This window comes from Oerskovia jenensis, assembly GCF_016907235.1.
Classification (GTDB): Bacteria; Actinomycetota; Actinomycetes; order Actinomycetales; family Cellulomonadaceae; genus Oerskovia; species Oerskovia jenensis.
Genome location: NZ_JAFBBO010000001.1, coordinates 3,179,400 through 3,199,688, shown reverse-complemented (window position 1 = coordinate 3,199,688; position 20,289 = coordinate 3,179,400). Strand labels below are relative to the sequence as shown.

Sequence of the window (20,289 nt, the reverse complement as noted above, 5' to 3'; positions counted from 1 at the left end):
GAGACGCGCCGTCGGGCAGCACCACCGCCCGTGCACCCTCGCCGCCCCGACCTCGCGCACGCCCTCGCGCCACCCGCCCCAGGAAGGTCCCGCCCGTGAGCGAAGCCCGCACGACCCCCGGCGCGGGGACCATCACGGTCGCCGCGCTCGCCGTCATGAACATCGTCGCGGTCGTGAGCCTGCGCGGGCTGCCGGCCGAGGCCGAGTACGGGCTCGCCTCGACGTTCTACTACCTGTTCGCGGCGCTGTTCTTCCTGGCCCCCGTGGGCCTGGTGGCGGCCGAGCTCGCGACGGGCTGGCCCGAGGAGGGCGGCATGTTCCGCTGGGTCGGGGAGGCGTTCGGCAGCCGGTGGGGGTTCCTCGCGATCTTCATGGTCTTCATCGAGGGCTGCATCTGGTTCCCCACGATCCTCACGTTCGCCGCGGTCACGCTCGCGTACACGGGGGACGCCGCGGCGGCCCCGCAGGTGTCGAGCGACAAGGTGTTCGTGCTCGCGGTCGTGCTGGGAGTGTTCTGGCTCGCGACGCTCATCGCGCTGCGCGGCGTGAAGTCGTTCTCCCAGGTCGCGAAGTGGGGCGGCATCGTGGGGACGCTCGTGCCGGCCGCGCTGCTGATCGGGCTCGCCGCGGCCTACCTCGCGAGCGGCAACCCGTCGCAGGTCGAGCTCTCGTGGGGCGCGTTCGTGCCGGACCTGTCGAAGTTCTCCAACATCGTGCTGGCCGCGGGCATCTTCCTGTTCTACGCGGGCATGGAGATGAACGCGGTGCACGTGCGCTCGATCCGGAACCCGGTCCGCAACTACCCGATCGCGATCCTCGTGGCCGCGCTGGGGGCCGTCGTCGTGCTCGTGCTGGGGACCCTCGCGATCGCCGTGGTCATCCCCAGGGGCCAGATCGACCTGACGCAGAGCCTGCTCACGGCCTTCAACACACTGCTCACCTGGGCGGGCATCGGCTGGGCCGGGCCGATCCTCGCGGCGATGCTCGCCGTCGGGGTTCTCGCGGGCGTCGTGACCTGGGTCGCGGGCCCTGCGACGGGTCTGCTGTCGGTCGCGCGCGCGGGCTACCTGCCGCGCTGGTTCCACCGCACGAACCGGGCGGGCATGCCGTCGCGCATCCTGCTGGTCCAGGCTGCGGTCGTGACGGTCCTGTCGGTCATGTTCGTGATCCTGCCGTCGGTGCAGGCCGCGTACCAGCTCCTGAGCCAGCTGACCGTGATCCTGTACCTCGTCGCGTACGTGCTGATGTTCGCGGCCGTGATCGCGCTGCGGTACTCCCAGCCGGGCCGACCGCGGCGCTACCGCGTGCCCGGCGGCATCGTGGGCGTGTGGGTCATCGGCGGGTGCGGGCTGCTCGCGGCGACGCTCGCCCTGGTCGTGAGCTTCGTGCCGCCCGCGCAGGTCGAGGTCGGCAGCCCGACGACGTACGTGGGTCTGCTCGTCGGCCTCAGCGTGGTCTTCGTGGCCCTGCCGTTCTGGGCGTACGCCGCACGCAGGGCGTCGTGGCGCGACGAGTCCGCCGACTTCGCGCCGTTCACGTGGCAGGTCGCCGCCCAGGAGCCGGAGACCCGTGGCGCGGGGGCGCAGGCCGCGCCCCCCGAGGCGCCGGCCTAGAGCCGCTCGGCGAGCAGCTCGACGAGCGCCTTGCCCTGCACGCCGCCGAGCTGGTCGGCCTGGGTGCGGCACGAGAACCCGTCGGCCAGGAAGATGTCGTTCGGCCCGGCGGCCCGCAGCGCGGGCAGGAGCGCGTTCTCCGCGACCGCCACGGACACGTCGTAGTGGCCCTTCTCCATGCCGAAGTTCCCGGCGAGGCCGCAGCACCCGGCGAGCGTGTCGATCGTGGCGCCGGCCCCCCGCAGGAGCTTCTCGTCGGCCGCGAAGCCCATGACGGAGTGCTGGTGGCAGTGCGGCTGGACGACGGCCGTGACGTCGGACAGGTCGGGGACCTTCCACCCGGTCTCGGGCGCGGGCCGGGTCTCGGGGCGCGTGAGGAGCTCGGCGACCGTGTGGGTCGCGCCCGCGACGGCCTTGGCGCGCGGGTCGTCGGGGAAGAGGTCGAGCAGGTCGGAGCGCAGCACCGCGGTGCATGACGGCTCGAGCCCGACGATCGGGATCCCGTTGACCGCGAACGGCCCCAGGACCTGGAGCAGGTTCTCGAGGCGCTTGCGGGCGCCGTCGAGCTGGCCCGTGCTGATCCAGGTGAGGCCGCAGCAGGCCTGCTGGTCGGGCACGATCACGTCGTAGCCCGCGGCGTCGAGCACCGTGACCGCGGACTGCGGCACCGAGGGCGCGAGCGCGTCGCTGAACGAGTCGGTCCACAGCACGACCTGCGGCCTCTTGCCGGCCTTGGGCCGACCGGGCGTCTGCCCGACGGCGAGCCCCGGCACCCCGTTCGTCGCGCCCCCGCGCTTCCACCACGTGCGGAAGGGGACCTCGGCGAACCTCGGCACCTCGCGGCGCGGGTCCATGCCGCCGAGGCTGAGCACGAGCTTCGCGAGCGGCCGGATGCCGAGCACCGCGTTGATGACGCGCGGCATCATGCCCGCGAGGCGCGCCCAGCGCGGCAGCCAGCCCAGCGCGTAGTGGTTCATGGGGCGCAGCTTGCCCTGGTAGGTGCGGTGCAGGACCTCGGCCTTGTACTGGGCCATGTCGACGCCCGCCGGGCAGTCGGCCGAGCACGCCTTGCACGACAGGCACAGGTCGAGCGAGTCGCGCACCTCGGGCGACGTGAGGCCGCCCACGAGCGTGCCGTTGATCGCGTCCTGCAGCACGCGCGCACGGCCGCGCGTGACGTCCTTCTCGTCCTTGGTCGCCTGGTACGAGGGGCACATGAACCCGCCCGACGCCGACGAGTCCGCGCGGCACTTGCCGACGCCGACGCAGCGGTGCACGGCCTGGGTCATGTCCCCGTGGTCGTGGCTGAACGAGAAGCCGCCCTTGGTCGGCAGCACGGGCAGCGCCTTGGGGCGGCGCAGGTCCGCGTCGACCGCGTTGGGTCGCACGATCACCCCGGGGTTGAGCACGTCCTGCGGGTCGAACAGCGCCTTGACCTGCTCGAACAGCGAGATGGCCTCGGGCGAGTACATGACGGGCAGCAGCTCCGAGCGCGCGCGGCCGTCGCCGTGCTCACCGGACAGCGAGCCGCCGTACTTGGCCACGAGCTCGGCGGCCTCGGTCATGAAGGTGCGCAGCACCGAACCCGACGTCTCGAGCGGGATGTCGATGCGCAGGTGCACGCACCCGTCGCCGAAGTGCCCGTACGGCAGGCCGTCGACGCCGTAGCGCGCCATGAGCGCGTCGAGGTCGCGCAGGTAGGAGCCCAGCTTCACCGGCGGGACGGCGGAGTCCTCCCAGCCCGGCCACGCCTGCTCGCCCGCGGGCGTGCGCCCGGCCAGCCCGGCGCCGTCGGCCCGGATCTGCCACATGGCCGTGGCGTCGGGACCTGCGGGCAGGATGCGCGTGGACGTCGACGCGGAGGCCGCGACGATCGCCTCGGCGTTCGCGTACGCCTCCTCGGGGGTCGCTCCCCCGACCTCGACCATCATCCAGCCCCCGCCCGGCGGGAGCTCGGGGACCGAACCCGCGCCCTTGGCGCGGCGCACCACGTCGACGAGGCGCGCGTCGAGGCCCTCGACCGCGAGCGGGCTCAGCGAGAGGAGGGCGGGGACGTCGTCGGCCGCGGTGGGCATGTCCTCGTAGGCGAGGACGACGAGCGTGGGCGCGCTCGGGACCGGGACCAGGGCGACCGTGGCCTCGAGGATCGTGACGAGCGTGCCCTCGGAGCCCACGAGGAACTTCGCGAGGTCCGAGCCGTTCTCCGGCAGCAGGTGCTCGACCGAGTACCCCGAGACCTGGCGACCGAACCGCCCGAACTCGGTACGGATGAGCGCCAGGTTGTCCTTGACGAGCTGCGCGAGACCCGGGACCGCGGCGAACGTCGGGTCGCCCGAGCCCGCGGTGAAGCGGCGCCCCGTGCCGTCGACCACGTCGAGCTCGACCACGTTGTCCGCGGTGCGCCCGTACGCGACCGCGTGCGGACCGCACGCGTTGTTGCCGATCATGCCGCCGAGCGTCGCGCGGTTCTGCGTCGACGGGTCGGGGCCGAAGCGCAGGCCGTGCGGGGCCGCGGCCTTCTGGAGCGTCGACATGACCACGCCCGGCTCGATGCGCGCCGTGCGGGCCTCCGGGTCGAGCGACAGGACCGAGTTCACGTGCCGCGAGAAGTCGATCACGACGCCCGGACCGATCGAGTTGCCCGCGACCGACGTGCCCGCGCCCCGCGCCGTGAGCGCGACACCCAGCTCGCGCGTCACGTCGAGCGTCGCCACGACGTCGGCGGTCGAGACCGGGAAGACCACCATCTCGGGGACCACGCGGTAGTTCGACGCGTCGGTCGAGTACTCGGCCCGGCGACGCGTCGAGGAGTCGACGATGCCGCGCGTCGCGGTGCGCAGCGCAGCGGCGATCGCCTCGCGCGCGGCGTCCGCCGCGCTCTCGGCCTCGCGCTCCACCGCACGGTGGGCCGCGGACCGTGCGGCCTCCTCGGCAGCGGCCGCCTTGGCGGCGCGCTGGGTGTCTGCCGTCGTGCGCTCGGGCGGGACGGGGGCTCCTGCGGCGTCGAGTTCAGCGGTCACGTGGGCGATTCTCCCACCACTCCCCCGAGCGGTGGACGCGCGTCCGGGGAGTGTCCGGGATCCGGTCCGGGCGCGGGACGGGCGGGCAGGGTGCCCGACGGCGGTGCGCGGTCGACCGCCCGACACGCCGGGGGGGCGGAGCGGACGGAAGGTCCCCGGACCCACCCTCGCCACGTGCGGGCCAGCACTCGGTGGTGCGCTGTGCCGGGTGCGCGGTGCACATGTGCGCCGTGCTGGGCTGCACCGTGCCAGGAGTGACCCTGTACAAGCCTGCCCACCGGCTCCTGGAGTTGCCCTGCCCGGGCCGGGTCGTGCTCGCTCCCGCTCGTGGCTACCGACTTCCGTCCGCTCCGGTCCCACGGTACTGCGGGTCGGCCCGCACCCCGACCCCGAGCTCGGAGCACGGGCGACCGGGGAGACCTAGCGCCTGGTCTCGTACCGGGTCAGGAGCACACCGCCGGGAAACGTCCGGGTCTCCACCAGGTCCAGGTCCACCCAGTTGTCCAAGGACGGGAAGAACGGCGTGCCGCCGCCCACCAGGACCGGGTGGGTGACGATCACGTACTCGTCGATCAGCCCGGCCCGCACGACCGCCGCAGCGAGCGTGGCACCGCCGACGTCCATCGGACCGCCGTCCCCGGCCTTGAGCCGGGCGACCTCGGTGACGGCGTCGCCGGTGACCAGTCGGGCGTTCCAGTCGGCCTCGCTGATCGTCGAGGAGAACACCACCTTCGGCATCTCCCGCCAGCGGTGGGCGAACTCGGCGTGCGCCGGTGTCACGCCGGGCTGCTGGTCGGCGGTCGGCCAGTGCGAGCTCATCGCCTCCCACAGCCTGCGTCCGTACAGCGCCAGGCCCGTCGCGTCCACGCGGTCGGACCACCACTGGAACAGCTCGTCGCTCGGCACGCTCCAGCCGAGGTCGTCGCCGGGCGCGGCGACGTATCCGTCCAGGCTCGCGCTCATGGCAAACGTCAGCTTCCGCATGGTGCCGTCCTCCCGGGGGTCGGTGTTCGGTGTACTGCAGACCGGCTCGGCGCGGAGAAGTCATCGACCGGGACCTGCTCGACCCCGTGCGCGGGGCCTCAGCCCATGCCGTCGCCCTCGACGTCTGCCGTCCAGTTGACCTGCTGGATGCGGGTGTCGAGCTCACGCAGCGCTCGCGCCAGGTCGTCGGCCTCGGCCCGCGTCGCGGGCACGTCCACACCCGACACGTACCGCAGCTCGGTCCGCGTGAAGCGGTCATGGGAGGCCGATGCCGCGTCGGCGAGGTCGGTCCGCAGACGGTGCCGCAGGCGCAGCACGTCGCGACGCGCGAGCGCCGCCGTCATGGTCAGGCCGGGCTCGACCTCGGTCGCGAGGTTCGCCGCGTTGATGCGCCCGATCAGGGACTCGAGCTGCGCCGCGGTGCGCTCGTGCTCGGCGAGCAGCGCGACCGGGTCCTCGGCCGGAAGGTCGCCCTCCTGGTGACGGGCGTTCGCGATCGCCCTGCTCGCCACCTGGGCGAGCCGGCGCTGGAGGTCGGCGCGCTGCGCGAGGGCCTCGGCGAGCTTCATCGTTGATCGACTCCTGGTGCTGGGACGGGACGGTCTACCGGTCCGAACCTATCCCGGCCCGACGACCCCGTCACGGGATCGCCGCCCGGTGGTGTCAGAACGAGCGAGCACCCCAGGCCACGCTCGTTCTGACACGTCGCTAGAGCACGAGCTCCGGCTGCAGCCTCGTCGGGCTCCACACCCGCTGCCGGTACGCGGCGAACGTCGTGGCGAGCAGCGCGACCGCGAGGACCACGAGCAGCACCCCGACGTCGCGCGCGACCGTCGCGAGGTCCCCGCCGTAGAGGAGCTGCCGCAGGCCCTCGACCGTGTAGGACATGGGCAGGAAGCGGTGCAGCGCGCGCAACGGCTCGGGGATCGTCTGCCACGGGAACGTCCCGCCCGCGGTCACGAGCTGGACGAGCATGAGGACGAGTCCCAGGAACTGGCCCACGGCACCCAGGTACACGTTGAGCGCCTGGAGGATCGCGACGAACGTCGCCGACGCCAGCACGAGCAGGACCGCGGTCCCGACCGCGTACACGGGGTCGATGTCGAGCGCGAACTTCACGACCGTGAACATGAGCGCGACCTGAGCCACGCCGATCACGGCCGGGGGGATCCAGCCGCCGAGCGCGGTCTGCCACGCCGGCCGACCGGCCGCGAGCGACCGGGTCGACAGCGGCCGCACGAGCAGGAACAGCACGTACGCGCCGATCCATGCGGCGAGCGACATGAAGAACGGCGCGAGCCCGGCCCCGTACGTGCCGGCGTTCGCGATCGTGTCCTTCTTCACGGCGACCGGGTTGCCGATCGTCTTCGCGGTGTCCTCCTGCGTCTGCGCGTCGACGTCGGGGATGCGGCCCAGCCCCGCCGCGAGGCCGTCGTAGAGCTCGGTCGTGCCGGACTGCAGCTGGGCCGTCCCGTCGCGCAGCGTCACGCTCGACGACGCGAGCTCGGCTGCGCCGTCGGACACCTGCGCCGTGCCCGAGGCGAGCGTGCCCGCACCGGTCGCGAGCGTGCCCGCACCGTCCTCGAGCTCGGCCGCTCCCGAGGCGAGCCGGTCCCCGCCCGACGCCGCGGTCGCGATGCCCTGCGTGAGCGCGGGCGTGGCGCCCGCGAGCGTCGCCGCCCCGGCTGCGACCTGCGCCGAGCCCGCGCTGAGCTCGCCCAGCTTCCCGGCGGCCCCCTCGACCGTGGCAGCGGCGTCCTCGACCGCGGGGGTGATGTCGGTGATGGCCTGGCTGATCACGGGCTGGATCTGGTCTGCCTGGGCCTGCGTGAGCGTCCCGTCCGCGACGAGCTGGTCGAGCAGCGCCTGGACGTCGGCGTCCGCGTTCGCGAGCTGCCCGACGACGTCCCGCGCCGCGGTGGCCGCCTGCTGCCCGTAGCCCGCGACCTGGGCGTTCCCGTCCGCGACCTGCTGCGCACCGTCGGCGAGCTCCCGCGTCTGGGTCGGGAGGTCCGTGGTCCTGCTGCGCAGCGTGTCGAGCCCGTCGGAGAGCGTCTCCGCGCCCGAGGCGAGGGTGCCGCTCGCGGCCGACAGCTCGTCGGCCCCGTCCGCGAGGCGGGCCGCACCGCTCGCGGCCTCGCTCGCCCCCGCCGCGAGCCGGGCCGTGCCGTCCACGAGCTGCACGGTCCCGTCGGAGAGCTGCGTGGCGCCGTCGACCAGCTTCTGCGCACCCTCGACCCCGCTCGCGAGGTTCGTGTGGATCGACGCGAAGCCCTTGAGGAACGTGTCCGCGGCCTCGGTCCCCACCTCCTCGGCGATCGCGTCGCGGACCTTGCCCACGATCGTGTCGGCGATGGTCGCCGCCAGGTAGTTGTTGGCGTCGTTGGTGATGAGGACCAGGCTCGCCTGCTGCGGCTCGAAGCGCCCCGAGGAGGCCAGGTCCTGCGAGAACGTCGGGCCGATCACGAGGGCCGCGTCGAAACGCCCCGACCGCACCCCTGCCTCGGCGTCCGCCTGCGTCGTCTCGACCCAGCCGAACCCGCCGTCACCGGCGACGAGCTGCTTCGCGACCTCGTCGCCGAAGTTCTTCTCGGTCGAGGTCCCGTCGACCGCGTCCTCGACGGTCGTGCCACGGTCCTGGACCACGAGGGCGGCCGGGACCTGCGCGAGCTTGTCGTACGGGTCCTCGTTCGCGAACAGGTACAGGCCCGAGTAGAGCGTGGGGATCACGATCATCGCCAGGATCGCCAGCTTGGGCAGGGTCCCGGCGCTGATGCGCCGCAGCTCGGAGATGCCGAGGCGGATGGCGGTCATCGGTCGGTCCCCTCGTCGGGGGGTGGTTCGGTCGCGGGGTCGGCCGCGGGGTCGGTCGCCGGGTCGGCCGCGGGGTCGGTCGCCGGGTCGGTCGCAGGGTCGGCCGCGCTGCCCTGCCCCGGGCCGGGATCCGGGCCCGGATCGGGCTCACGCTCCGGCTCCGGCTCCGGCTCACGCTCAGGGGCTGTCGTCGCCTGGTGGCGCCCCGGCGCCTCGCGGGCGGCGGTCAAGGTCGGGTCGGTCGGGTCGGTCGTCTCGGCGGGCTCCGTGGCTCCGGCGGTCCGGGCCTCGTCCGGACCGGCCGGCTCGCCCGCCACCGCCGCCGCGTTCGGCACCGCCGGCACCTCCGCCACCGCCGGCGCGGGCCGCGTCCGCAGCGCCTCGACCGGGGCCGCGCGCAGCGCGTCGTCGCCGCGGGCGGGGGGCAGGTCGGCGCCGAGGTCACGGGCCGAGGAGCGCGTGCACTGCACGAGCACCCCGTAGCCGAGCGCCGCGAGCGACTCGGCGACCGACCACCAGTTCGACGGTTCGCTCCGGTGCCGGTCGGGCAGGGTGAGGACCAGGAACCGCACGTCCTCGCGCTCGGAGGCGAGGGACGACAGGAGCGCTGTGCGCAGCGCACCGTGGAGCTCGTCGACCCGGTCCCCTCGCCGGTCGAGCAGGTCGTGCGCGTCGAGCCATCTCTTGGCGTGACCCGGCAGGGACCGTTGTCCGGCGAGCGAGAGCTCCTCGGCGACGACGTCCCCGACCGTGAGCGCTTCGTCGGGCTCGGAGATCCCCGGGACGTCGACCACGGCCGTGACCCGGCGCAGGTCGGCGGTCGAGGTCGAGGTGGTGCCGTCGTCGTCGACGAGCGTGACGGTTCCCGTGTAGGGGGCGAGGCGGCCGGTCGCCACGAGCGCGAGCGCTGTGTGCCCGTGGCCGGGCTCTCCCGCGAGGAGGACGCACTCTCCCGAGGCGAGGGTCAGGGTGGTGGCCTCGAGCATCGGCGAGCGCCGGCCCTCGACCTGGACGTCGTCCATCGCGATCTGCACCGTCGTGTCCTCTCGTGTCGAGCCCCGTGCGGATCGGCCGCGGTCGAGCCTCGTGTCGATCTTCCGTTGGACCTCGGCGGCGCGCACCTTGTCAGGACGAGGTGCGGGGCGCACGGTGGGGCCCTGGGCGGGGCATCGACGGGGTGAAGGTCGCGCCTCCCCCGGCCGGGTCGGGGTCGGGTCGGTAGCCTGGGGAAACGGGCGTCGAGAGGAGACTTCATGCGTGTCGTGATCGTCGGGGCGAGCGGGAACGTGGGCTCTGCCCTGCTGCGCAGGCTCGCCGGGGATCTCGTGGTCACCTCGGTCGTCGGGGTGGCGAGCCGGGTGCCGCGTGCGGACGGATCGAGCACGGTCGTCCCGCCCTTCGACGCCGCCGAGTGGGTCCGCTGCGACCTCACGGACCCGCAGGACGTCGTGGCGTCGCGGCTCGCGGGCGCGTTCGTCGGCGCCGACGCCGTCGTCCACCTGGCGTGGGCGATCGATCCCGCGCACGACCGCGACGAGCTCGCGCGCGTCAACGTCGAGGGGACGCGGCGGGTCGCGGCCGCGGCGGCGCGGGCGGGAGTCGGCCACCTGGTGGTCGCTTCGTGCGCGAGCGCGTACTCGCCCGCGTTCGACGACTCGCCTCGCGACGAGTACTGGCCGACCGCGGGGATCGCGGGCTCGGTCGCCAGCGCGCAGAAGGCCGAGGTCGAGGAGTTCCTCGACAGGTTCGACGCCGAGCATCCCGGGATCGTCGTGACCCGGGTGCGTGCTCCGTTCACGTTCCAGCGCGATGCGGCGAGCGAGGTGTCACGGTTGTTCTTCGGCCGCGTCCTGCCCGTGCCGCTGCGACGCAGGGGGACCCTGCCGACGCTCGTGTGGCCGCGCGGCATGCGCCTGCAGGTCGTCCACGCGGACGACCTCGCGGACGCGTATCGCGAGATCCTCGTGGGGCGCCATCCGGGGACGTTCAACGTTGCCGCGGAGGGCGTCCTCACGGGGCCCGACGTCGCCGCGATCGTCGCGCAGGGACGGTTGCGCGAGGTGTCGCCCGGGTCCCTGCGGCGTCTGGTCGCCCTCGCCTGGGCGGCCAGGTTGGTGCCTCTCGACCCGGGCTGGTTCGACGTCGCGCTCGCGGTGCCGGTCCTGGACTCCTCACGTGCCCGGCGGCTGCTGCACTGGGATCCCGTGCACGACGCCCGCTCGACGGTCACCGAGGTCGTCGGTGGCCTGGTCGAGGGCGCCGGCACGCAGAGCCCGCCCCTCCTGCCGACGTGACCCGCGCCGCAGCAGCCGCAGGTGCACGTCCAGGTGCCGGCCCCGAGGTCGGTCAGGCAACCCGGTCGGTCTGCCTGCCCGACCTCGGGGTCGGCGCCGGGGGTGCTACGACTCCAGGGATGCGTCCAGCGTGATCGTCGCGCCGGTCAGCGCCTTGGAGACCGGGCACGTGGCCTTGGCGTTCTCGGCCGCAGCGAGGAACCCGGCCTCGTCGAGCCCCTCGACCTCGCCGCGGACCGTGAGCGCGACGGCCGTGATGCGCAGACCGCCCGCCGGGTCCGGCGACAGCGTGACGTCGGCCCTGACCTCGAGCGCGACCGGCGTGCCACCGGCCTCGCCGATCACCCCGGAGAGCTGCATCGCGTAGCAGGAGGAGTGCGCGGCGCCGATGAGCTCCTCGGGGCTCGTGATCCCCTGGGCCTCCTCGGCCGTGCGGCGCGGGAAGCTGACGTCGAAGGTCCCGGTCCCCGAGCTCGTGAGCTCGACCTGACCTGTCCCTTCCATGAGCGTGCCGTTCCACGCGGTGCGGGCGGTGCGGACTGCCATGATGTGGCTCCTTCGTGAGGGGTTCGGGGGACGAGGCCGTTGCCGTCGTCTACCCGTCGACCGTAACCCCGGGGTCCCGGAGCCGCAGCGTCGTCCCACGACGTCCCCTGGGCCGAGCGGTCCCCACCGGGTGCGAGGACCGGGCGAGCACGACCGCCCGCGGGGGCTGCGCCGTCGGGCACGGCCGTGCTCCCGCGGCGGACGCGCCGCGAGGAAGTCCTCAGCGCGACGCGTCGACCTCCACCACGACCGGGAAGCCCACCTCGGTCGTGAGCCGTTCGGCGAGCGTGAGCGGGTTGGGCACGGAACCGACCTGGACGACGATCGACGAGAGGTCGTCGCGGACGTACACCGCGCGGATCCCCGGCCAGCGGTCGTCCCCGAGGAGGGACTCCGCGAGCCCCTCGAGCTCTCCGGGGAGCACCGCGAGCGGCTCGACCCGCACCGGGACGTCGGGGTAGGCCCCGGCGACCGTCGCCAGCGCCTCCTGGGGCGGGTCGCCGTGCCAGACGAGGACGACCGTCCCACCACGGTCGAGCCTGACCGTGCCGAACCGCTCGTCGCCCGCCAGGAGCCCGCCCAGCAAGGACATCGCGCCCTCGGGGCCCTCGCCTCGCTCGACGAGCGTCGACGGGTCCACCGGGTCCACCGGGACGGCACGCTCGCGCGGACCGACCGGGCGGAGCGGGTCGACCAGCTCCCGGGGCGCGGTCTGCTCCGGCACCACGATCCTCAGGGTCGCCTCCACGACCGGCGTCTCCTGCGGCACCGGGGTGGCGGTGCATCCCCCCACGAACAGCACACCGACGACGACCAGGCTCACGGTCCCACGCCTCATCACGCATCCCCCCTCGCGCGCACCCTAGCGAAGTACGGACCGCGACAGGCGAGGCGTCCGGGCACGACGACGGCGCCCCTCGACGTCGCTGCCGTCCGGCCGCCGGTCACGACGGCCGAGCGTCAGGGCGCGAGCACCACGGCCGTCCCGTACGCGACGATCTCCTGGTAGCCGTTGCCGACCTCGTCGCTGTCGTAGCGCATCGCGAGGATCGCGTTGGCCCCCTGCGCGGTGGCCTCCTCGACCATGCGGGCCACGGCCTCGTCCCGCGACTGCTGGAGTTGCTTGGTGAGCCCCTTGAGCTCGCCGCCGACGATCGACTTGAGCCCCGCGCCGATCTGCGCGCCGACGTTGCGGGACCGGACGGTCAGGCCGGTCACCTCGCCGACGACCTGCTGCACGGTCCGGCCCGGGACATCGTTCATGGTGGAGACCAGCACGGTACGTCCTCCTCACGGCCACGCACCGTGCGCGGCCACTCCTCACGGTAGGAGGTCGTCGCGGGTCGCGCCCGGCGTGCGCGGGCCGCCCTGCCGGGCCGGGGTGGAACGGTTCGTCCCACCCCGGCTGCTCCCCGGGTGCCGGACGGTGAGCGGGCGTTGAATGGGACGTATGACAGCCTCGGACACCCCCCTCGCCCCCGTGACTGCCGCCCCCACCCCGTGGGCCCTGCCACCACGGGCCGTGCTCGCCGAGGTCGGGTCGAGCGACGCGGGCCTCACGGCCGAGCAGGCGCGGACGCGGCTCGCGGAGGTCGGCCCCAACCGGTTGGCCCCGGCCGCCCGCACCCCGTGGTGGCGTCGCGTGCTGTCGCAGTTCGACGACGTCCTCATCTACATCCTGCTCGTGTCCGCGGTGCTCAAGGCGATCGTGGGCGACTGGATCGACTTCACCGTGATCCTCGCGGTCGCGGTCATCAACGCGGCGATCGGGCTGATCCAGGAGGGGCGTGCGGAGAAGGCTCTCGACGGCATCCGCGGCATGCTCTCGGTCCATGCGCAGGTCCGACGCGACGGGGCGTGGACGCAGGTCGACGCCGACGACCTCGTACCCGGCGACGTCGTGCGGGTGCGCTCGGGCGACCGCGTCCCCGCCGACCTGCGCCTCCTGACGGGGGTGAACCTGCGCGTCGACGAGTCGGCGCTCACGGGCGAGTCGGTGCCCGCGTCCAAGTCGGTCGACGAGGTGCCCGCCGAGGCAGGCGTGGGCGACCGGTCGAGCATGCTGTTCTCGGGCACGCTCGTCTCGGCGGGCACGGGCACGGGCGTCGTGGTCGAGACCGGGGAGACGACCGAGATCGGCCGCATCCAGACCCTCATCTCCGAGGTCCACTCGCTCGAGACGCCCCTGTCCCGCACCCTCGACGCGTTCGGCAAGAAGCTCGCGGTCCTCATCCTCGTCATGGCCGTGGTCATGGTCGTGATCGGCCGCGTGTTCCACGGGTTCGAGACCCCCGAGCTCGTGTCCGCGGCGATCGGGTTCGCGGTCGCGGCCGTTCCCGAGGGGCTGCCGGCCCTCGTGACGATCACGCTCGCGCTGGGCGTGCAGCAGATGGCCCGACGGCGGGCGATCACGCGTCGCCTGCCCGCCGTCGAGACGCTCGGCTCGGTCACCACGATCTGCTCGGACAAGACCGGGACGCTGACCAAGAACGAGATGACGGCCCGCACGGTGCGCACGGCCGGGCACGAGTACGCGGTGACGGGGATCGGCTACGCGCCCGACGGCGAGGTCAGCCTCGACGGCTCCCCCGCGCCGCTCCCCGAGCACCCCGACCTGCGGCGCCTGACCGAGGTCATGATGCTGTGCAACGACGCGCGTGTCGTGCACGAGCCCGCCGGGGAGGGCGACGGCTGGCGCCTCGTGGGCGAACCGACCGAGGGGGCGCTGCGGACCCTGGGCCTCAAGGCGGGCCTCGACCCGGCCGGGTGGCGGCGCGTCGCGCTCGTCCCGTTCGAGTCCGAGAACAAGTACATGGCCACGCTCACCGAGGACCCCGACGGCGACCTCCACGTGCTCGTCAAGGGAGCCCCCGACCGGGTGCTCGACCGCTGCTCGACCCAGACGGGGCCCGACGGGCGTCCCGAGCCGCTCGACCGCGACTTCTGGTCGGCCCAGATCGACGAGATCGGCGCGCAGGGGCTCCGCGTGCTGGCCGCGGCCCGGGCGTCGGCAGCACCGGGGGCGACGACCCTGGCGCCCGGGGACCTCGAGGCGGGCCTCGAGCTCGTCGGGCTGGTCGGGATCGTCGACCCGCCGCGCCCCGAGGCCGTCGAGGCCATCGCGCAGTGCCAGGACGCCGGGATCACGGTCAAGATGATCACGGGCGACCACTCGGGCACCGCGCTCGCGATCGCACGGGAGATGGGCATCGTGCCGCCGACCGGCACCGGGGACGGAGCACCTGCGCCCCAGGTCCTCACGGGGGCCGAGCTCGAGGCCATGAGCACCGAGGAGCTCCGGGCGGTCGTCCGGGACGTCGACGTCTACGCGCGCACGAGCCCCGAGCACAAGATCCGGATCGTCTCGGCGCTCCAGTCGCACGGCGAGGTCGTCGCCATGACGGGCGACGGCGTCAACGACGCCCCCGCGCTGACGCAGGCCGACGTGGGCGTCGCGATGGGGATCAAGGGCACCGAAGCCACCAAGGAGGCCGCCGAGGTCGTCCTCGCGGACGACAACTTCGCGACGATCGAGCGAGCCGTCGAGGAAGGGCGACGGATCTACGACAACCTGCGCAAGTCGGTGCTGTTCCTGCTGCCGACCAACGGCGCGCAGTCGCTCGTGATCCTCGTCGCGGTGCTCCTGGGGTGGGCCCTGCCTCTCCAGCCCGTGCAGGTGCTCTGGATCAACATGGTCACGGCCGTGACGCTCTCGCTCGCCCTGGCCAACGAGCGCGCCGAGCCCGACATCATGTCGCGCCGGCCACGCGACGCCAAGGCCTCGATCCTCACCGCGGCGTACCTGCGTCGCGTCCTGCTGGTCTCGGTCCTCATCGGCGGTGCGACCATGGCCGTCTACTTCATCGAGCGCGACCAGGGCATGGGCGTGGCCGAGGCCCAGACCACGGCCGTGACGATGCTCGCCCTCGGTCAGCTCGCCTACCTGTTCAACTGCCGGTTCCTGGACCGCTCGTCGATCACGCCCGCCGTGCTCCGGGGCAACCGGGCCGTCTGGTACTCGGCGGGCTCGCTGCTCGCGCTCCAGGCCGTCTTCGTCTACGCGCCCTTCATGCACTCGTGGTTCGGCTCCGCGCCCATCGGGCTGCGCGAGTGGGGCATCACGCTCGGGTTGGCGGTCGTGGTCTTCCTGCTCGTCGAGGCCGCCAAGGCGCTCGGCCGGGCGCGACAGCGCTGAGCTCGACGCACGGTCGGGCACGCCGCTCGGGGAGCGACGTGCCCGACCGCCTCGGGCGAGCGGGCGTCAGTCGATGGTGCCCGCCGGACGGAAGACGATCGACGAGGCGCGGTCGTTCATCGACCCGAGCGTGGCGCAGTGGGGGACGCAGTTCGTGGTGGTGCCCTTGACGTAGTTCTCGAGGTCGTAGAGGGTCGCCCAGCAGTCGGCGTAGGCGTTCAGCGAGCTGATGTTGTTGTTGTAGAGGAGCGCGGACAGCCGGGGGAAGCCGTACGTGCTGCCGGTCTGGCAGCCCAGCCCACCCGCGCCCCAGAAGAGCTTGCTGTCCCCGGTGTAGTTGGCCCCCTTGAACGCGAGACCCAGCATCCTCGATGCCGACGACGCGGCGGCGGTCGCGCCCGGGTCGGCGGTGCGGGACTGCCCGTGGGCCGCCTCGGCCGCCTGCTCCTGAGCGAAGGCTCGCAGGGCCGCGGGCTCCCCGGCCTCGACTGCGGGGTCGGTCACGGGCACTCCCGTCGCGGCCTCGATGGCCTCGCCGAACGAGTCGAAGCACTCGGTCCGAGGCTCGGGCGTGAAGGCGATGTCCTGCCCCGCCGGGGTGGGCTGGGCGAAGACCGAGCAGACCTTGTGCTGCGGGGTGAACGACTTCGACGTGAGGTCGGGGCCCTGGGGTCCGTCGGCGAGCGCGGGTGTCGCACTCAGGGCTCCGACGACCAGAAGTACCGCGGAGACCGCTGCGATGCGGGTCGGACGACGTGACATGTTGTGCTCCTTCACAGCGTGGGCCGGAGTCGACCGCTGCCCGCGGACGACGTCGACACGTGGGTGAGGACCGCCTGCGAAACGTCGGTGTTCCGCGCCCCCGGACCGATCGTAGGGGGCGCAGCGCGTCCTGTCCTGGTTTGTCCCTGCTGCCCGTGCGGCGCGCGTGTGTCGGATTTCACCTATAGCGTGCAGGCACGGTCGTCTGCACACAGCCGTCGGCGACCACCACGGGGGAACCACCACGCACCTTCAACGCCGCCGGTCCGCACCGGGGAAATGAGTGTCGATGAAGCACCGTTCGTTGTTAGCTGCCGTCTCAGGACTGGCGGTGGTCGCAGCATCGACGCTGCCCGCCGCGTCCGCACCGTCCGATCCCGCCGGTCCGTCCGGCCCCGACCTCACGTCGCAGTCCGCGACCGCCCTCACGCCCACCGAGAGCGAGGCGGGCAAGGTCGCCCCGTCGCTCGCCGAGTCCTCCGGGACCGTGACGGCGTTCGTCCAGCTCGACACCCCGTCCGGTGTGGACCTCGCGGACCAGGGCGCGAGCCCGGCGCAGGTCGAGGACAACCAGGCCGTCGTCGAGCGCCTCGCGGACACCGTCGTCCCCGCGCAGACGAACGCCCGCAGCGCCCGCGCCGCAGGCGCACCCCAGCAGGTGTCGGTCACGAGCAGGCTCGTCCCCGGTGTCGTCGTGACGGGTGACGCCGAGCAGGTCCGGGCGCTGGCCGCCGACGACAAGGTCGTCACGGTCTACCGCATCGTCCCCAAGACGCCCTCCAACAAGGGCACCGACGCGTTCACGCGGGCCCTCGAGGCGTGGCAGAGCACGGGCTACACGGGGCAGGGCGTCCGGATCGGCATCATCGACACGGGCATCGACTACACGCACGCAGGCTTCGGTGGGCCGGGCACGCAGGCCGCGTACGACGAGGCGTACGGCGTCAAGGGCCAGGGTCCCGTCCCCGCGGGGACGTTCGACGACGCCAAGTACCTCGGCGGGTACGACTTCGCGGGGTACGACTACGACGCGTCGGGCACCGTGCCGGGCACGTCGCTGATCCCGACGCCGGACGAGAACCCGATCGACTCGCTCGACTCGATCGGCTCGGGTCACGGCTCGCACGTCGCGGGCACGACGGGCGGCTACGGCGTCCTGGCCGACGGGACGACGTTCGACGGCGACTACACGACCCTCACCGACATCTCCGACTGGACGGTCGGGCCGGGCTCGGCCCCCGAGTCGGGCCTGTACGCGCTCAAGGTCTTCGGTGACCTGGGCGGCTCCACGAACGTCGTGGTCGACGCGCTCGAGTTCGCGGCCGACCCCGACGGTGACGGCGACCTGTCCGACCGGCTCGACATCGTGAACCTGTCGCTCGGCTCGGACAACAGCCCCGCCGACGACCCGGAGAACCTGTTCATCGACCAGCTCTCGCGCCTGGGCACGCTCGCGGTCGTCGCGTCGGGCAACGCGGGCGACGTGACCGACGTCGGGGGCTCGCCCGGCAACGCGCGCACCTCTCTGACGGTCGCGAACTCGGTGGGCAACACCCAGACGTTCGACGGCGTCGAGGTCACGGCCCCGGCGGGCGTCGCGGGCTCCTACCCCGCGCAGAACTCGCAGAGCTACGCGGGCGACGCCGACGTGACCGCAGAGGTCGCGTTCCTGGGCGCCACGGTCAGCGGGTGCACGCCCCTGACGCCGGCCCAGGCGGCCGCCACGGCGGGCAAGATCGCATTCCTCTACTGGGACGACAACGACGCCACGCGGGCGTGCGGGAGCGCGACGCGCTTCAACAACGCGCAGGCCGCGGGCGCGGTCGGCGTCCTGCTGTCGTCCGAGCTCGAGGTCTTCGCGGCCGGGATCGCGGGCAACGCCGGCATCCCGGGCGCGCAGCTCACGGGTCCGAGCCACGACGCGCTGCGTCCGGCGATCGAGGCGGGCGGGGTCGTCCTGACGCTCGGCCCGTCGCTCGCGAACTCGTCGTTCGTCGAGATCGCCGCGATCGGGGACACGCTCAACGCGGGGTCCTCACGCGGGGTGCACGGCTCGCTGGGCGTCGTGAAGCCCGACGTCGCCGCACCGGGCACGGGGATCTCGTCCGTGGCCTCGGGTCGTCTCACGCAGCCCGGCATCAAGTCGGGCACGTCGATGGCCACCCCGCACGTGGCGGGCATCGCGGCGCTCGTCAAGGAGGCCCACCCGGGCTGGAGCGCGCAGCAGGTCAAGACGGCCGTCATGAACACGGCCTCGCACGACGTGTGGACGGGCCAGGGCGGCACGGGCACGGCGTACGGCCCCGAGCGCGTGGGGTCGGGGCGCGTCGACGCGGTCGACGCGGTGAAGAACTCGACCCTCGCCTTCTCGGCGCAGGACAAGGAGCTCGTCTCGGTGTCGTACGGGCTCGTGCCCGTGGCGGACAAGACCGTGACGGAGCGCCGCACGGTCGACGTGCAGAACACGGGTTCGCAGGCCGTGAAGTACGCGGCGGCGTTCACGACGTCGAGCTCCGCGGGGGCGCGACCGTCACGGTCTCGCCCGCGAACCTCACGATCCCCGCGGGGCAGACCCGGACGGTCACGCTGACCCTGACGGCCGACCCGGCGACGCTCGCGAAGCAGCTCGACCCGACGTCGGCCGCGACCACCTCGGGGGTGCCGCGCGACTTCGTCGGCATGCTCACCGGTCGCCTGGTCCTGACGCCTGAGTCGGGCAGCGAGCTGCGCGTCCCGGTCCAGGCCGCGCCGAAGCTCGTGAGCGACCTGACGGGCAAGGACGTCACGTTCCTGAACCAGGACACGTCGGCCGAGCTCGACCTCGACGGACGCGGCGTGGCCTCGGGCGGCTGGACGTCGCTCGTGGCGCCGTTCGAGCTCAAGGCGACGAGCCCGCGGCTCGAGGCCGACGCGGCCGAGGGCTCCTCGGCCTCGGCGGTCGCGTCGGGTGACATCCGCGCGGTCGGCTTCACGTCGAGCGCGCCGCAGTACGCGGCCGCGGGAGACGACCCGGGCGCGGGGCGGATCGGCATCGGCGTGGCCATGGACGGTGACTGGGCCTCGCTCGGTGGGGTCATGTTCCCGTCGGTCGAGACCGACGTGGACGGCGACGGCTCGGCCGAGTTCGAGACCGTGGTCCGCAAGTACAACGAGTCGGACCTGACCCTGGCGACCACGTACACGCTCAAGGACTGGACCGGTCCGGACGGCGAGGAGTACGGGGCGGGCGAGGGCGTGCTGCTCGAGCCGGTCAACTCGGTCTGGGCGAACGTCGACACGTCGGTCTTCGACAGCAACGTGCTCGTGGTGCCGGTCGCGATCGGCGAGCTCGGCATCGAGCCGGGCACCGTGCCGTCGTTCACGGTCGCGACGTACTCGTACTACGGGACGCAGCCCGACCAGTCGATCGACCGGGTCGGACCGTTCACGGGCGACCCGTACGACCCCGCGTACTGGTTCAGCGGCGGTGGCCAGCTCCTGTTCGTGGGCGCCGACGACGCCCCGGTCACGGTCAACCGGTCCGCTGCCGCGGCCGAGGCCGGGACGGGCGAGCTGCTCCTGCTGCACCTGCACAACGCGAGCGCGGGCAAGCGCTGGCAGACGGTCGGGGTGTCGAACCTGGACGCGTCGGTCGAGCTCACGGTCACGGCGCAGTCGCGCTGCGTCGCGGGCAAGGCGCAGGTCGCGGTCCGTGCGGTCAACGACGGCGACGTGAAGGCCGACGTCGTGGTCGAGACACCGTTCGGGACCAAGACGTTCAAGAACGTCGCGCCGGGCAAGTCGGCCTCGCAGTCCTTCAGCTCGCGGGCGACCGCGATCGACGCCGGTGCGGCGACGGTCACGGGCACCGCGATCGTCGAGGGCGTCACGGTCACGACGCCCTACGAAGCCGGGTACGAGGCGATCAGCTGCGGCTGACGCCTCGACCAGCAAGACGTGTCAGAACGAGCGTGAGCATGGGGCCTCGCTCGTTCTGACACAACTCCTGGGACCTGAGGTTGTCAGAACCAGCGTGCTCCAGAGGTCACGCTCGTTCTGACGACCCACAGGTCGAACGGGAC

Annotated in this window: 14 protein-coding genes; 5 read left to right on the top strand and 9 right to left on the bottom strand. The window is 73.3% G+C overall.

The genetic code is table 11. The features are described 5' to 3' along the window. Positions 1–95: 95 nt before the first annotated feature. Entirely contained in the window at positions 96–1,613 is a 1,518-nt protein-coding gene (gene gadC / locus JOD49_RS14420; RefSeq protein WP_205307782.1) for a glutamine/gamma-aminobutyrate antiporter GadC, read from the top strand. Here gadC and JOD49_RS14415 read toward each other — a convergent pair. From JOD49_RS14415 to JOD49_RS14395, 5 genes are all read right to left on the bottom strand, one after another. Then, positions 1,610–4,510: an FAD-binding and (Fe-S)-binding domain-containing protein gene (locus tag JOD49_RS14415; protein ID WP_205309004.1), complete on the bottom strand. Its 2,901-nt coding sequence runs from the start codon at positions 4,508–4,510 to the stop codon at positions 1,610–1,612. The genes gadC and JOD49_RS14415 overlap by 4 nt on opposite strands. 543 nt (positions 4,511–5,053) lie before the next feature. Further along, positions 5,054–5,617, bottom strand: a complete 564-nt coding sequence (locus JOD49_RS14410; protein WP_205307781.1) for a dihydrofolate reductase family protein — start codon at positions 5,615–5,617, stop codon at positions 5,054–5,056. 98 nt (positions 5,618–5,715) lie between these two features. Continuing rightward, positions 5,716–6,186 carry a DIP1984 family protein gene (locus JOD49_RS14405; protein WP_205307780.1) on the bottom strand — a complete coding sequence of 157 codons (471 nt, stop codon included), beginning with the start codon at positions 6,184–6,186 and terminating at the stop codon, positions 5,716–5,718. A 139-nt stretch (positions 6,187–6,325) separates the two neighbouring features. Beyond that, positions 6,326–8,431, bottom strand: a complete 2,106-nt coding sequence (locus JOD49_RS14400; protein WP_205307779.1) for a YhgE/Pip domain-containing protein — start codon at positions 8,429–8,431, stop codon at positions 6,326–6,328. After that, positions 8,428–9,465, bottom strand: coding sequence for an ABC transporter ATP-binding protein (locus JOD49_RS14395; protein ID WP_205307778.1), 1,038 nt, complete (start codon positions 9,463–9,465; stop codon positions 8,428–8,430). Before JOD49_RS14395 ends, JOD49_RS14400 begins: the two co-directional genes overlap by 4 nt. Before the next feature lie 219 nt (positions 9,466–9,684). Between JOD49_RS14395 and JOD49_RS14390 the strand changes: the two genes are divergently transcribed. Further along, positions 9,685–10,725 (top strand): NAD-dependent epimerase/dehydratase family protein, encoded by a 1,041-nt coding sequence (locus tag JOD49_RS14390; RefSeq protein ID WP_205307777.1) that lies wholly within the window; start codon positions 9,685–9,687, stop codon positions 10,723–10,725. Positions 10,726–10,830: 105 nt separating this feature from the next. Here JOD49_RS14390 and JOD49_RS14385 read toward each other — a convergent pair whose 3' ends face one another. From JOD49_RS14385 to JOD49_RS14375, 3 genes are all read right to left on the bottom strand, one after another. Next, positions 10,831–11,271 (bottom strand): OsmC family peroxiredoxin, encoded by a 441-nt coding sequence (locus JOD49_RS14385; RefSeq protein ID WP_205307776.1) that lies wholly within the window; start codon positions 11,269–11,271, stop codon positions 10,831–10,833. Positions 11,272–11,491: 220 nt separating this feature from the next. Next, complete coding sequence (locus JOD49_RS14380; protein WP_205307775.1) at positions 11,492–12,109, bottom strand: hypothetical protein; 618 nt, start codon at positions 12,107–12,109, stop codon at positions 11,492–11,494. Between the two features lie 122 nt (positions 12,110–12,231). Further along, positions 12,232–12,549: a YbjQ family protein gene (locus tag JOD49_RS14375; RefSeq protein ID WP_030144034.1), complete on the bottom strand. Its 318-nt coding sequence runs from the start codon at positions 12,547–12,549 to the stop codon at positions 12,232–12,234. Positions 12,550–12,721: 172 nt separating this feature from the next. Between JOD49_RS14375 and JOD49_RS14370 the strand changes: the two genes are divergently transcribed. Next, on the top strand, positions 12,722–15,466 hold the full coding sequence (locus JOD49_RS14370; protein ID WP_205307774.1) for a cation-translocating P-type ATPase: 2,745 nt from the start codon (positions 12,722–12,724) through the stop codon (positions 15,464–15,466). 66 nt (positions 15,467–15,532) lie between these two features. Here the strand turns inward: JOD49_RS14370 and JOD49_RS14365 are convergent, their stop codons facing one another. Further along, on the bottom strand, positions 15,533–16,228 hold the full coding sequence (locus JOD49_RS14365) for a hypothetical protein (protein ID WP_205307773.1): 696 nt from the start codon (positions 16,226–16,228) through the stop codon (positions 15,533–15,535). Between the two features lie 289 nt (positions 16,229–16,517). Between JOD49_RS14365 and JOD49_RS14360 the strand changes: the two genes are divergently transcribed. Together JOD49_RS14360 and JOD49_RS14355 are read left to right on the top strand one after the other, a co-directional pair. Beyond that, the gene (locus JOD49_RS14360; protein WP_205307772.1) at positions 16,518–18,818 is read left to right on the top strand and encodes a S8 family peptidase; all 2,301 of its coding nucleotides are present in this window, start codon (positions 16,518–16,520) and stop codon (positions 18,816–18,818) included. Positions 18,819–18,886: 68 nt separating this feature from the next. Next, positions 18,887–20,146, top strand: a complete 1,260-nt coding sequence (locus JOD49_RS14355; protein ID WP_205307771.1) for a DUF8811 domain-containing protein — start codon at positions 18,887–18,889, stop codon at positions 20,144–20,146. Positions 20,147–20,289 lie beyond the last annotated feature (143 nt).